Source organism: Burkholderia cepacia ATCC 25416 (assembly GCF_001411495.1).
Taxonomy (GTDB): domain Bacteria; phylum Pseudomonadota; class Gammaproteobacteria; order Burkholderiales; family Burkholderiaceae; genus Burkholderia; species Burkholderia cepacia.
In genome coordinates, this window is the sequence record NZ_CP012981.1 from 2,743,121 (window position 1) to 2,756,005 (window position 12,885).

Genomic DNA, 12,885 nt, shown 5'->3' on the forward strand with positions numbered 1-12,885 from the left:
TCACGGATCCAGCGATGAAAAACTCCTTCTCCCTTTCCTTTTCGCGGCGCGCATGGTGCGTGCTCGCGACCGCCGGTGCGCTCCTCGCGGGCGCCGCGCAGGCGGCGATCGTGCCCGATCGCACGCGCGTGATCTTCAACGAAGGCGAACAGGCGGCGGTCGTCACGATCACCAACAAGAGCACGACGTATCCGTATCTCGTGCAGTCGTGGCTCGAGGACGCGAAGGGCAACAAGATCACGTCGCCGCTGATGGTGGTGCCGCCGTTGCAGCGCGTCGAGGCGAACGAGCGCAACGTGTTGCGGATCGCGAAGCTGCCGGGCACCGAGCTGCCGGCCGATCGCGAATCGGTGTTCTACCTGAACATCCGCGAAGTGCCGCCGAAGACCGATACGCCGAACACGCTGCAGATCGCGCTGCATACGCAGATGAAGCTGTTCTACCGGCCGAAGGCCGTACAGCCCGCGCGCGACGAGGACTGGACGCTGCCGATGACGTTGCGCGTCGATGCGGCCGCGCACAAGCTCGTGTTCGACAATCCGACGCCGTATCACATCACGATCGTCGACGTGGCGGCGGGTGCGCAGAAGACGCACGTGCCGCTGGAGCCGGTGATGGTCAGCCCGATGAGCACGGCCGACGTGCCGTTCAAGGCCGCGACGCCGGCGACGCTGTTCGTCACGCACATCGACGATTACGGCGGCCAGGTGGCGGTCGAGTATGCGTGCGAGGCCGGTGCTTGCAAGAGCGTGAAGAAATGAGCGGGGGCGGACGACAGGCCCCCCGCATGTTGACGATGGCGTCGTGGCTGCGCCTGGCGATCTTCGCGGTGCTGGTCGCCGCCATGCAGCCGGCGTTTGCCGTACGCTGCGTGACCAGCAGCGGTGCGACGTCGATGACGGAATCGATCGGCGGTGTCGCCTCCTATCCGACCGACGCACCTGACGGCTACGTGATCTGGGTGTCGCCGGTTCGCACGACGACGGGGTATTGCTTCAAGGATCTGGGCGGCAAGGGCAACATCGACATCGACGATCCGATCTCCTTCTACGCGAATCCGAACAAGCAGAACCCGGCTGCCTGGGGGCTCGAAATCGGCATCCGGTACCTGGGACAGGACCACTTTGGCGCGGGGAGTCAGCCTGGCACCGGCGTGGCGACGGGCAAGACGGTACCGGCGTGCAGTGACGAAAAACTGGCATGGGGCCAATGCCCGAAGGTGCCTATCGACATTTCCTATCAGGTGGTCGTCCGCAAGCGCGGCTCGTGGACGCAACCGCCGAGCGACATCTACACGGTATTCCAGTTCGACGGAGCGAAGGGGCTGAATGCGATCCACCCGAGCTTCCAGTACCGCCTGAGCGGCATGCGCAATCTCAAGCCGACACCGTGCTTCGTCGACGTGCTGGTGACGCCCGAACCGGGCATCGTCAATTTCGGGCAGGTACAGTCGGTCGGCAATGGCTTTCTGCCGGCGGTGCCGCGCAAACGCTTCTCGTTGTCGCTGACCAAGAAATGCAATGTCGCGGTGAAGGTCGATGGGTACTTCGAAACGAGCTTTCCGGTTCGGAACGGTTTGCTGGTGCCCGCGTCGGACAGCAATTTCGGTATCGGCATCGAAGACAGCCAGGGTAAGGCGATTCCATTCAACGAACAGTTCACGCTCGCGCAATTCCCGTCGAACGTCATGAACCAGAGCGTGTTGATGGACGCGGTGCTGAAGTCGTTCGGGCCACCGAAGATCGGAAGGTTCGACGCAACGGCGACGATCCGCTTGTTTATTTACTGACGCGCGCGAGGCCCTGGCAGGGCGACGATCGAGCGCTTATTGGGGGAGATGAAAATGCATCTGAAGGGCACCATGGCAGCGACACTGTTCGTTGCTTCGACGGTGGGCGCGGCTCACGCACAGACGGTATCGGCGGGGGGTTATTCGCTGACCGTGATCGGTGACCTGGGTGGTCCGCGCGACATGCGGTACAACGGGAATGCCGTCAGCGCCGACGGCAAGACGATCATCGGCTCCTACTGGAGCGACGCGCAGCCCGGTAACTCGATGGCCTTCTCGTGGTCGGCCGCGACGGGCTGGCAACGGCTGGCCGCGCCGGCGAACGCCTATGACTCGCTGGCACAGACGGTGTCGGGCGACGGGCAGGTGATCGGCGGCTCGATCAGTGCGCGTCAGGTGGACAGCAGCAACCTCGATCGATGGGCGGTGCGATGGCCCGGCGACGGTCGCACACAGAAACTCGTTCCGGATACGGCGGGCCGGGACGCATCGGTCGAAGTCGCGAACCTCGCCGGCACGAGGATGACGGGCAGTTTCACGGCGACAGACGGCCGGAATGCACGGTTCATGTGGGACCAGCCGAGGGGTTTCCGCGAGTTGCCGCCGGGCGGCGACTATATCGTGCAGCTCCTGTCGATGACCTCGTCCGGGAATGCGGCAGCAGGGTTGGCCGGCAATGTCGACGGCGTGTATGGCTCGCGCGCGCTCCTTTGGACAGAACGAATCGGCGAACGACTGTTGCCGACGATCAACGCGGGCGTGGCCAGAATGGATATGGCCCGCGGCGTGACCGAAGACGAACGGACGGTCGCCGGCTCGATCGGCACGCTGGTGGTCACGCCGGACGGACAACGGGTCGACTCGGAGGCCGTGCTGTGGACGAACGGCGGCGACAGCATTCAGCGGCTCGGTTTTCTCGACGGTGACGACAGCAGCTACGCGCAAGCGATCAGCACGGACGGGCGGGTCGTCATCGGCACATCGAGCAACGGGCAAACCGGTGTCGAGCGCGTCTTCGTGTGGACGCCGCAAAGCGGCATGCGCAGCCTCGTTGCGTTGCTCGAAGCGGCCGGCCTGTCGGTCGGCACGCTGAACCTGACCAACGTGATCGGTGTGAGCCCCGACGGGCAGACCATCACGGGGCAGGGCTATCGCGACGGCGATCCCGACTATCGGCCGCAGTTCTGGCAAGTGCACATCGATGCGGCGACCCTGCGTGCGTTGCAGCCGGCGAGCCCGGGCGCCGACGCATTGCGGGTGCGGGCTTCGCCGCGCAAGGCGGCGTCACGCATGCTGGCGGCGAAGCCGGACGCAGCGATGCATCGAAGCGTGTGCCGCATGCCCGTCAGCCCGGCGCAGCTCGCGCGATGCCTGCCGCGGTTGCCGGCCGCACGCTGACGAGCGTGGTCGCACGCAGGTGAAGCGATGAAACAAGGCGCCGGTTTTCCGGCGCCTTGTTTCGTTTACCGCACCCAGCGACACATCCTGTGATGGTGATGGTCGAAGTGGCACACGCGGTGCGGATGCGCTTCGGCGATGGCCGGCACGAGCACGGCGGCGGCGAGCGCCGCGACGGCGAGCGATTTCAGTAGCGTTTTCATGTTGCAGTCCTGATCGTTGAAAAGTGAATCACGGGAAGAGGGAACGCCTTACCACTGCGGCCGCTGATCGTCGCGTCGGTCGTCCCGACGGTCATCGCGTCGGTCGTCCCGGCGGTCGTCCCGACGGTCATCGCGTCGGTCGTCCCGGCGGTCGTCATATCCGCGGGGATGCTGCGCTTCCCAGTCGCGGCGCTCCCAGTAGCGATTGCCGTCCCAGTAACGATCGCCATGCCAGCCGATCGTGACCTGAGCCGGGCCGGCAGGATAGGCGACGCACCCGGTCAGCATCACGCTCGACAGCGCGCCAGCCATGACAGCGGACAACACGATGGATTTCATGGTTTTCTCCCTTGGAAACAGCACCCCGATCGTACGAGCCCCCAAAATTTCACGTAGTAAGAAGTTGCTACCGCACATGACACGTGCAGGCGTTTTGTCAGACGCGTGAAAGATCGTGTCGGTGGGGCGCAGGCCGGTCGTGCCGTTCGGATTAGCCGATGACCACGTACCGAACCAGCTGCCGTGCGTCCCCTCCACCCGGGCAACGATTCCGTCAATTGTTCAGACAAATCCTGTCGACTGAAAGGGGCATTCAGTAATCAGATTGAGAATGATTTGCGTTTACGTTAAATTGCGCTATCTCGGAATTTGACGGAGCAGATCGATGGCGATGGCGGAAGTGCTCGACCGACCGGCGGCGGCAGCGGCGAACCCGTTCCTCGGCAGTCATCCCGACCGGCCGCCGCGTGCGCGCCGCGCCACGGAGCCCCGTGCGCAAGGCGCGTTGCTCGACGTGCTGATCTCGCATCGCGCGATGCTCGTGAACGTCGCGCGCGGCTTCGTCGGCTGCGCGAGCCGTGCCGAGGACGTCGTGCACGACGTGTTCGTGAAGCTCGTCGAATTCCCGAACCAGGATGCGGTGCGCCAGCCGGTCGCGTACGTGACGCGGATGGTGCGCAATGCGTCGATCGACGCGTGCCGCCGGCAAAACCTCGAGAACGTCTATCACACGGAAGAGGACGACGGCTTCGACGTGCCGTCGCCCGAGCCGACGCCGGAAGCCGCACTGCTGACGCGCGATACGCTGCGGCGCGTGTGGGCCGCGCTCGACGACCTGCCGGCGCGCAGCCGCGCGGCCTTCGAGATGGTGCGGCTGCGCGAGGAGACGCTGCAGACCGCGGCGCGCGCGCTGAACGTGTCGCAGACGCTCGTGCATTTCATGGTGCGCGACGCGGAGCGCCACTGCGCGGAATGCCTCGACGCATGCCATCGCGGTGTCGCGTGCCCGGTGTTCCTGGGCGGCCGCACGCGGCGCCGGTAAGCGCGGGTAAAAAAACGCGCCGGCCAATCGTCTATCAGACAGGAGCGGCCGAAACCGCCGTTTTGCCATCCGCTTTGCCACTTTCAACCGCCTCAGCGATTTCCGATCATGACGCAAGCCACGACGCCTTCCGCCGACACCGACGATCTCGTCTATACGGTCGTCATCAATGACGAAGAACAGTATTCGATCTGGCCGACGTTCCGGCCCGTGCCGGCCGGCTGGCGCGAAGTGGGCGTGAGCGGCCCGAAAGCCGACTGTCTCGCGCACATCGAGACCGTCTGGACCGACATGCGCCCCGCAAGCCTGCGCCGCGCGATGGACGGCGAGCGCGCATCGCGCGCGTCGTGACCCGCCGCGCCGCGTGGGCGGCGCGCTACCTGAAGAGGACGTTGCATGACCCTGCTTTCGTTGCCGACGCTCGACGACCTGCGTATCGAGCCGGGGCTGCCCACCGTCGTGTCGCCGCGCGGCAGCGACGGGATGTCGATCGACGACGTCGCGCCGCTGGCGCGCGAGATCGCGGCCGACACGCTCGAACGGGCGGGCGGTGTGCTGTTCACGGGTTTTCACGTGCCGTCGATCGACGCGTTCCAGCAGTTCGCGGCGTCGTTCGGCGATCCGCTGATCGGCTATGAATACGCATCGACACCGCGCAGCCAGGTCGAGGGCGCCGTCTACACGTCGACCGAGTACCCGCCGCACCGCGCGATTCCGCTGCACAACGAGCAGTCGTATACGCGCGAATGGCCGCTGCGGATCTGGTTCCACTGCGCGCTCGCCGCGCCGAAGGGCGGGGCGACGCCGATCGCGGACAGCCGCGCGGTGTATCGCGCGCTCGATCCGGCGCTCGTCGCGCGTTTCGAGAAGCGCGAGCTGCTGTACGTGCGCAATTTCGGGCAGGGGCTCGACCTGCCGTGGCAGCAGTCGTTCGGCACCGACGAACCGGCCGAGGTCGAACGGATGTGCGCGGCGCGCGGCATCGAATGCGCGTGGCGCACCGATGACGACGGCGAGCTGCTGCTGCGCACGCGTGAACGCTGCCAGGCCGTCGCGCGCCATCCGCGCACCGGCGACCGCGTGTGGTTCAACCAGGCGAACCTGTTTCACCTGTCGGCGCTCGACGACGACATGCAGGAAGCGCTCGTCGACGCGGTCGGGCTCGAGAACGTGCCGCGCAACGTGTATTACGGCGACGGCGAACCGCTCGAAGCCGACGCGCTCGCGGAGATCCGCGGCGTGCTCGACCAGCAGCGCATCGTGTTCCCGTGGCGCACGGGTGACGTGCTGATGCTCGACAACATGCTGACCGCGCATGCGCGCGACCCGTTCGAGGGGCCGCGCAAGGTCGTCGTCGCGATGGCGCAGAGTTATACGGTCCCGCGCGACCGAACGGAGGATTGATGACGCGTAGTACCGCCGCGCTTGCCGCGCGCGGGCTGTCGGTGGGATATCGCGACCATGTCGTGATCGACGGGCTGGACCTGTCGATCGCGGCCGGCCGCGTAACCGCGCTGTGCGGACCGAACGGCTGCGGCAAGAGCACGCTGCTGCGCACGCTCGCGGGCCTGCAGCCCGCGCGTGCCGGCCATGTCGAAGTGAACGGGCAGCCGCTCGCGTCGTTTCGCCGTCGCGCGCTCGCGCGCGAACTGACGATGCTCGCGCAGTTCAACCAGATCCCGTCGGGCCTGACGGTGCGCGAACTCGTCGCGTACGGGCGCTATGCGTACGGCGGCTTCCTGCGCGGCCTGTCTCGCGCCGACCACGCGGCAATCGACGAGGCGCTCGACACGAGCGGCCTCGCCGGCGATGCGGAGCGCGACGTCGGTGCACTGTCGGGCGGCGAGCGCCAGCGTGCGTGGATTGCGATGGCGCTCGCCCAGCAGGCGCCGATCGTGCTGCTGGACGAACCGACGACCTATCTCGACATCCATCATCAGCTCGACATCCTCGATGCGCTGCGCACGCTGAACCGCACGCGCGGGCTGACGATCGTCTGGGTGCTGCACGACCTGAACCAGGCGGCCGCATACAGCGACGAAATCGTGCTGATGCGCGCGGGCCGCCTCGTCGCGCAGGGCACGCCCGACGCGATGCTCGATCCGGCGCGGCTGCGCGCGGCGTTCGGCGTCGAGATGCTGAAGCTCGCGCATCCGCAGACGGGCGCACCGATGTGCGTGCCGGCCTACGGGCCGACAACCGACGGCGCGCCGCAGGCGGCCGGTGTCTTCGACCGGGATCTCGCCGTATGACCACGTTCGCGATGCGCAAGCGCCTCGCGGCGGCGGGGAGGGGCACGACATCGGGCCGGGCCGGTGCGATCGCGATCGGCCTCCTCGCGCTGATCGCGGTGCTGGCGGCGTTGCGCGTCGCCCCCGATCTGCGCGTGTGGTGGAGCGCGGTGCCCGGCAGCGATGCCGCTGCGCTTGCGCACGTATTCCTGTTCGACCTCAACCTGCCGCGCGTCGCGGCCGCGCTCGTCGCGGGCGGGTGCCTCGGCATCGCGGGCGCGCTGTTCCAGTCGCTCACGCGCAATCCGCTCGCGTCGCCTGATTTGCTCGGCGTGACGGGCGGCGCCCAGCTCGGCCTGCTCGCGGCGATGCTCGTGCCGGCGCTGGCCGGCGTCGCGTCGGTGCCGCTGCTGTTCGTGTGCGGGCTGGCCGCGGCTGCCTGCGCGATCGTCGCGGCCGGCGGCTGGCGCGCGACGCCGTTGCGTCTCGTGCTCGCGGGCAGCGTGTGCATGCTGCTGTTCGCCGCGCTGTCGACGCTCGTGCTCGCCTTCTTCGAGCAGAACATCGCGGGCGCCGCGCTGTGGACCAACGGCAGCCTGTACCAGCCGGGCGCGACGGGCCTCGCGCTCGCCGCGCGCTGGCTCGTCGTGCCGCTGATCGCATTGCCGTTCGTGATCCGGCCGCTGAATCCGCTCACGCTCGGCGACGACGCGGCGGCCGCGGCCGGCGTGCGCGTCGATGCGACGCGGCTCGCCGCGACGATCGTCGCGGTCGCGTTCACGAGCGTGGCCGTCAGTATCGCGGGCCCGCTGTCGTATGTCGGCCTCGTCGCCCCGAACCTGCTGCGCCAGGTGCGCGGCGCGCGCGCCGCGCGGCTCGGCGTGCTCGTGCCGCTGTCGGCGCTCGCGGGCGGGGCGCTCGTGCTCGTCACTGACAGCGCGGTGCTCGCATCGGGGCTCGACGCCACGCTGTCGACCGGGGTCGCGATCGCGCTGGTCGGCACGCCGCTGATGCTGGCGATGATCCGGCGCGGCGCCGCGTGGTCGGGTGTGCTGCATGCGGATGCCGAACGCGCGGCGGGCGGCGGCTCGACGCGGCTCGTCGGCTGGCTCGAACGGCTCGGCTGGCCGCTGCGCACGGCGCTGTTCGTCGTGGCAGGGGTGCTGGCCGTGTTCGTCGGCGTGTCGGCCGGCCCCGAGTGGCTGTCGATCGCGCGCTGGTCCGCTGCGCTGTCCGGCCACGATGCGCTCGCGCGGATGCTGATCGACCTGCGCATGCCGCGGCTGCTGTGCGCGCTCCTCGCGGGCGCGCTGCTCGCGGTGAGCGGGGTCGCGATGCAAAGCGTCGTGCGCAATCCGCTCGCGGGCCCCGAAGTGCTCGGCGTCACGCAGGGTGCGGGGCTCGTCACGCTGTTCGCGTTGTCGACGTGGCCGCTGATGGGCCACGCGACGCTCGCAGCGGCTGCGCTGATCGGCGGCGGGCTGTCGCTCGCGATCACGCTCGCGCTGAATCACCGGCATCGCTATGCGCCACTCGCGGTGGCGCTGACGGGCATCGTGATCGGCGCGTTGTGGACCACGCTCGCGCAATGGCTGATCACGCAGGAAAGCGTGCAGCCCGCGCGCTTCGTCGTGTGGCTCGTCGGCGGGACTTACGGCCGCAGCTGGGGCGAGGTGTCGATGCTGCTGCCGTGGTGCGTGCTCGCGGTGCCCGTGTTCGCGTGGCTCGCGAAACCGCTCGACATGCTCGCGCTCGGCGACGACCAGGCGGCCGCGCTCGGCCTGCCGGTGGCTGTGCTGCGGCCGCTCGCGCTGACGATCGCGACGCTCGCCGCCTGTGCGGCCGTCGCGGCGGTCGGGCCGGTCGGCTTCATCGGGTTGATGGCGCCGCACGTCGCGACGATGCTCGGCGCGCGCCGGCACCGTACGCGGCTGTGGCTCGCGGCCGCGTGCGGCGCGCTGATCCTCGGTGTGGCGGACCTCGCGGCGCGCACGGTCGTCGCGCCGCGCGAAGTGCCGGCCGGCGTGCTGACCGCGCTGATCGGCGCGCCGTACCTGCTCGGGCTCCTGATCCTCGAGGGGCGCCGCGCCCGGCGCGCGGGGCGATGACGCTGCCGCTCGACGGCGCGCGCGCCACGCGTTTCTCGGCGTTCGCGCCCGAACCGTTCGCCGACCATCTCGACGTCGTCTGGCTCGGTTTGCCCGACGACGCGCACGCGCCGGGCCGCCTTGTCGTGCCGGTCAGCGCGTTGCCCGCGTACCGCGACGTCGTGCTCGACGCGATGGTCCGCCATTACGGCGGCGATCCGGCGCAGCACGCGCGCGCGCTGATGTCGCAATGGAGCAAATACTATTTCGGCCGCGCGGCGCCGGCCGGCGTCGTCGCCGCGCTGACGCTCGGCCGGCCGCTCGACATGACACCCGAGCGCACGTTCGTCGCGCTCGACGACGGGATGCCCGCCGCGCTGTATTTCACGCACGATGCGCTCGGCGAACCCTGCGACGACCCGGCGCCACGCTACGCGGGGCTCGTCGCGCATCTCGGCGCGGTGATCGACCTGCTCGCGGCGATGGGGCGCGTCACGCCGCGCGTGCTGTGGAGCAACGCGGGCAACCTGCTCGACTATCTGCTCGATACGTACCGTGCGCTGCCATGCGCGGCCGATCCGGTGCGCGACGCGGGCTGGCTGTTCGGTGCGACATGCTTTGCGTGCGAACCGAATCCGTTGCGCATGCCCGTGCGCGATGCGGTGCCGCGTTCGGCGCTGCTGCCCACGCCGTTCCGCGCGCGACGCGTGTGCTGCCTGCGCTATGAAATTCCTGGAGAAACGCAACTGTGTGGAAGCTGCCCCCTGCTACTGACGATGGACGACGCGGCGCTGGCCGAGCAGGACGCGATCCGGTGACGGATGCCGGCCGCCGGCACGCACTCGGCGCGATCGGCGCACTCGCGGCGCTCGGCGCCGCGTGTTGCGGCGCGCTGTCGGCCTCGTCCGGCGCCGTTGCCGCGGCCCTCGATGCACATCGCGCGCAGGGCGCGCCGGGTGCGGTATCGCTGGCCGGCAATCCCGTCGTGTCGCAGGCGAGCGCGACGATGCCGGTGCGGCCGCAGCGCGTGGTCGCGCTCGACTTCATGTTCGCGGAAAGCGTGATCGCGCTCGACATCGTGCCGGTCGGGATGGCCGATACGGCGTTCTATCCGGGCTGGCTCGGTTATCAAAGCGACCGGCTCGCCAACGTGACCGACATTGGTTCGCGCCAGGAGCCGGGCCTCGAGGCGATTGCGGCGGTCAAGCCCGACCTGATCATCGGCGTCGGCTTCCGTCATGCGCCGATTTTCGATGCGCTCGACCGGATCGCGCCGACGATCCTGTTCCAGTTCAGCCCGAACGTGTCGGACGGCGGCGTGCCGGTGACGCAGCTCGACTGGATGCGGCAGATCTTCCGGACGATCGGTGCGGTCACGGGGCGCGACGCGCGCGCGCAGGCGGTCGATGCGCAACTCGATGCGGGCATCGCGCGCAACGCGGCGCGGCTCGCGGCCGCTGGCAGGAAAGGCGAGCGCATCGCGCTGCTGCAGGATCTCGGCTTGCCCGACCGCTACTGGGCCTATACGGGCAACAGCACGTCGGCGGGCCTCGCGCGGGCGCTCGGGCTCGATCCGTGGCCGAAGAAACCGACGCGGGAAGGCACGCTGTACGTGACGTCGGCCGATCTGCTCAGGCAGCGCGAGCTGGCCGTGCTGTTCGTGACCGCATCGGGCATGGACGTGCCGCTGTCCGCGAAACTCGATTCGCCGGTGTGGCGTTTCGTTCCCGCGATGAAGGAACGCCGGATCGCGCTGATCGAACGCAATATCTGGGGGTTCGGCGGGCCGATGTCGGCGCTGAAACTGGCCGACGTGATGACCGACACGATGCTGAAGCTGCCGGCCGTGCGTTGAGTGTGCGGCGGTCGATGCCGCCCGGGCGAGCAGGGTGTTGCGCTAGACCCGACTCGCGCTGGACGGCCGGGGGCGTTGCGACGATCGCGCCGCGCGCCACCAACATATCCTTCTGAAACGAATATCGCCGGTGCGCTGCCATTGCAGCCCACCGGCGATTTTTTATCGATTGCCGGATTACGCGCTCAGCGCGTCGACGCCGTCCTGCGCGCGTGACCGCGCGGGCATCGTGTCGCTGACGATACGTCCGTTGTCGAGCTTCAACAAGCGGTCGGCGAGATCGAAGTAGCGGTCGTCGTGCGTGATCACGATCACGGCCTTGCCGCGCGCGCGCAGCTCGGGCAGCAGTTGTTCGTAGAACACGGCCTTGAACGACGGATCCTGGTCGGCCGCCCATTCGTCGAACAGGTAGAACGGCCGGTCCTCCAGGTACGCGACGACGAGGGCGAGCCGCTTGCGCTGCCCGGTCGACAGCGCGCGGGTCGAGAACGCGCCGTCGACCACCTTCACCTTGTGATCGAGCGCGAGCTTCGCGACGAGCGCGTTCGCGCGCGCATCGGCCTGCGCGCGGGACGGATCGTCGGGGTCGACGATGCCGAGCAGCGCATCGAACAGGTGGAAATCGTTGAACACCGCGCTGAAGCGCTGCCGATAGGCGGCGCGCTCGCGCCAGCCGATCGGGCGGCCGTCGACCTCGATCGTGCCTTCCTCCGGTTCGTAAAGCCCCGTCAGCACCTTCGCGAGCGTCGTCTTGCCGCTGCCGTTGCCGCCGACGATGAACACGAGCTCGCCCGGCTTGATCGTCAGGTCGATCGGCCCGACGCTGAACATCCGTTCGTCGCGTTCGTGGAAGTACGCATGCGTGACGCCGCGCAGCGTGACGGCGCCGGCCGGCGGCACGTCGGGTGCGTCGGCCGCGGGCGGCACCGTGCGCAGCGCGCCGAATTCGGCCATCACGCCTTCGATCCGCGTCAGCGACACGCGTGCCGCGTTGACGGTCGGCAGGTTGTTCAGCAGCCCGTCGAGCGGCACGAGCATGAACAGGAACACGACGACGTAGCCGGCGGCCGCGGCCGGATCGGCATGCACGCCGAGCTGCGGCCAGAACGACGCGACGCCGAGGAACGCATAGAACAGGAAGATGATCCAGCCGACGCCGACCGCGTAAGCGCTGAATGCGCGGCGGCGGTGGTCGCGCACTTCGCCGATCGCGGCGCCGAGCTGGCCGTCGACGAACTGTCTTGCGCGTTCATCGTGCAGCTTCAGCTCCTTCGCGCCGGAAAACAGCGAGCCGAGATAGCCGAACAGGCGGTCCTGCGCCTGACCGGCCGCCTCGAGCGACGCGATCGCGCGGCGATCGCCGGTGTGATAGCCGAGCGAGCCGGCGACGATCGCGGCCAGCGCCAGCAGGCACACCGGCCATGACAGCCACGCGAGATAACCGAGGCAGCCGAACACGATCGAGCCGTGCATGACCAGGTTCGGCAGTGCGAAGAACAGCATCGACACGTTGGTCGCGTCGTCGGTCAGTACCGACTGCACGGGCGCCGCGCCGATCCGCTCGATGTCGCGCAGCTCGGCCGCGCCGACGCGCCGCGCGAGATGCACGCGCAGCCGCGCCATCGTGTCCTGCGACAGGCGCGCGAACAGCGTGCCCGACACGATCCGGGTGACGAGTGCGATCACCGCGCACAGCGCGAAGCGCCATGCGAGCGACGCGTCGGCCGCGCCCGGCTGCGACAGCGCGCGGTTCAGCGTCGCGACGAGCAGCACGCTCGCGACGCCGTTCAGCACGCACGCGGTGAGCGCCAGCGCGAGCGACGCGCGGCTTTCGCGCAGCAGCGCGAGGATCAGCCGCGCCGCGGGGCGGGCGGGGGAGGCGTCGAGGGACGGCGGGGAAGAAGGCTCGTGGGCAGCGGTCATCGGCAACGTCGGTAAAGGGAAGGCAGGCGAAAACGCCAGAACGGCAAAACTGGCGCGAAAGCGGCGGGCGAGGCGGGG

General features: G+C 68.9%; 13 protein-coding genes. 10 read left to right on the plus strand and 3 right to left on the minus strand.

The features are described 5' to 3' along the window. The first annotated feature begins 14 nt into the window (after window positions 1-14). From APZ15_RS12710 to APZ15_RS12720, 3 genes are all read left to right on the plus strand, one after another. Entirely contained in the window at window positions 15-761 is a 747-nt protein-coding gene (locus tag APZ15_RS12710) for a fimbrial biogenesis chaperone (RefSeq protein ID WP_027787453.1), read from the plus strand. Continuing rightward, a complete protein-coding gene (locus APZ15_RS12715) occupies window positions 758-1,789 on the plus strand; it encodes a fimbrial protein (RefSeq protein WP_027787452.1) in 1,032 nt (343 codons plus the stop codon). Before APZ15_RS12710 ends, APZ15_RS12715 begins: the two co-directional genes overlap by 4 nt. A gap of 72 nt (window positions 1,790-1,861) precedes the next feature. Further along, window positions 1,862-3,187, plus strand: a complete 1,326-nt coding sequence (locus tag APZ15_RS12720) for a calcium-binding protein (protein ID WP_226153267.1) — start codon at window positions 1,862-1,864, stop codon at window positions 3,185-3,187. 65 nt (window positions 3,188-3,252) lie between these two features. On the opposite strand, the gene APZ15_RS41745 is transcribed toward APZ15_RS12720, so the two are convergent. After that, on the minus strand, window positions 3,253-3,390 hold the full coding sequence (locus tag APZ15_RS41745) for an HHHH-motif protein (RefSeq protein WP_021163599.1): 138 nt from the start codon (window positions 3,388-3,390) through the stop codon (window positions 3,253-3,255). Between the two features lie 48 nt (window positions 3,391-3,438). Continuing rightward, window positions 3,439-3,729 (minus strand): hypothetical protein, encoded by a 291-nt coding sequence (locus APZ15_RS39205; RefSeq protein WP_081040816.1) that lies wholly within the window; start codon window positions 3,727-3,729, stop codon window positions 3,439-3,441. A 325-nt stretch (window positions 3,730-4,054) separates the two neighbouring features. On the opposite strand from APZ15_RS39205, the gene APZ15_RS12730 reads away from it, so the two are divergent. The 7 genes from APZ15_RS12730 (at window position 4,055) to APZ15_RS12760 (ending at window position 10,884) form a co-directional block, all read left to right on the plus strand. Further along, the gene (locus APZ15_RS12730; protein ID WP_027787449.1) at window positions 4,055-4,711 is read left to right on the plus strand and encodes an RNA polymerase factor sigma-70; all 657 of its coding nucleotides are present in this window, start codon (window positions 4,055-4,057) and stop codon (window positions 4,709-4,711) included. A 108-nt stretch (window positions 4,712-4,819) separates the two neighbouring features. Next, window positions 4,820-5,062: an MbtH family protein gene (locus tag APZ15_RS12735; protein ID WP_021163602.1), complete on the plus strand. Its 243-nt coding sequence runs from the start codon at window positions 4,820-4,822 to the stop codon at window positions 5,060-5,062. 45 nt (window positions 5,063-5,107) lie between these two features. Next, window positions 5,108-6,115: a TauD/TfdA family dioxygenase gene (locus APZ15_RS12740; RefSeq protein ID WP_021163603.1), complete on the plus strand. Its 1,008-nt coding sequence runs from the start codon at window positions 5,108-5,110 to the stop codon at window positions 6,113-6,115. Then, the gene (locus APZ15_RS12745; RefSeq protein WP_027787448.1) at window positions 6,115-6,963 is read left to right on the plus strand and encodes an ABC transporter ATP-binding protein; all 849 of its coding nucleotides are present in this window, start codon (window positions 6,115-6,117) and stop codon (window positions 6,961-6,963) included. Before APZ15_RS12740 ends, APZ15_RS12745 begins: the two co-directional genes overlap by 1 nt. Next, window positions 6,960-9,050 carry a Fe(3+)-hydroxamate ABC transporter permease FhuB gene (fhuB, locus tag APZ15_RS12750; protein ID WP_027787447.1) on the plus strand — a complete coding sequence of 697 codons (2,091 nt, stop codon included), beginning with the start codon at window positions 6,960-6,962 and terminating at the stop codon, window positions 9,048-9,050. The genes APZ15_RS12745 and fhuB overlap by 4 nt, the downstream gene beginning before the upstream one ends. Continuing rightward, window positions 9,047-9,847 (plus strand): siderophore-iron reductase FhuF, encoded by an 801-nt coding sequence (gene fhuF, locus APZ15_RS12755; protein WP_027787446.1) that lies wholly within the window; start codon window positions 9,047-9,049, stop codon window positions 9,845-9,847. Before fhuB ends, fhuF begins: the two co-directional genes overlap by 4 nt. Further along, window positions 9,844-10,884, plus strand: a complete 1,041-nt coding sequence (locus APZ15_RS12760) for an ABC transporter substrate-binding protein (protein WP_027787445.1) — start codon at window positions 9,844-9,846, stop codon at window positions 10,882-10,884. Before fhuF ends, APZ15_RS12760 begins: the two co-directional genes overlap by 4 nt. 177 nt (window positions 10,885-11,061) lie before the next feature. Here the strand turns inward: APZ15_RS12760 and APZ15_RS12765 are convergent, their stop codons facing one another. Then, on the minus strand, window positions 11,062-12,807 hold the full coding sequence (locus APZ15_RS12765) for a cyclic peptide export ABC transporter (RefSeq protein ID WP_027787444.1): 1,746 nt from the start codon (window positions 12,805-12,807) through the stop codon (window positions 11,062-11,064). Window positions 12,808-12,885: the final 78 nt, after the last annotated feature.

Bases quoted from the DNA above. Each gene is read 5' to 3' on its own strand.
- APZ15_RS12740 (WP_021163603.1), top strand. From the start codon at position 5,108: ATGACCCTGCTTTCGTTGCCGACGCTCGACGACCTGCGTATCGAGCCG.
- fhuB (WP_027787447.1), top strand. From the start codon at position 6,960: ATGACCACGTTCGCGATGCGCAAGCGCCTCGCGGCGGCGGGGAGGGGC.
- APZ15_RS39205 (WP_081040816.1), bottom strand. From the start codon at position 3,729: ATGAAATCCATCGTGTTGTCCGCTGTCATGGCTGGCGCGCTGTCGAGC.
- APZ15_RS12745 (WP_027787448.1), top strand. From the start codon at position 6,115: ATGACGCGTAGTACCGCCGCGCTTGCCGCGCGCGGGCTGTCGGTGGGA.
- APZ15_RS12720 (WP_226153267.1), top strand. From the start codon at position 1,862: ATGGCAGCGACACTGTTCGTTGCTTCGACGGTGGGCGCGGCTCACGCA.
- fhuF (WP_027787446.1), top strand. From the start codon at position 9,047: ATGACGCTGCCGCTCGACGGCGCGCGCGCCACGCGTTTCTCGGCGTTC.
- APZ15_RS12765 (WP_027787444.1), bottom strand. From the start codon at position 12,807: ATGACCGCTGCCCACGAGCCTTCTTCCCCGCCGTCCCTCGACGCCTCC.
- APZ15_RS12730 (WP_027787449.1), top strand. From the start codon at position 4,055: ATGGCGATGGCGGAAGTGCTCGACCGACCGGCGGCGGCAGCGGCGAAC.
- APZ15_RS12715 (WP_027787452.1), top strand. From the start codon at position 758: ATGAGCGGGGGCGGACGACAGGCCCCCCGCATGTTGACGATGGCGTCG.
- APZ15_RS41745 (WP_021163599.1), bottom strand. From the start codon at position 3,390: ATGAAAACGCTACTGAAATCGCTCGCCGTCGCGGCGCTCGCCGCCGCC.
- APZ15_RS12735 (WP_021163602.1), top strand. From the start codon at position 4,820: ATGACGCAAGCCACGACGCCTTCCGCCGACACCGACGATCTCGTCTAT.
- APZ15_RS12710 (WP_027787453.1), top strand. From the start codon at position 15: ATGAAAAACTCCTTCTCCCTTTCCTTTTCGCGGCGCGCATGGTGCGTG.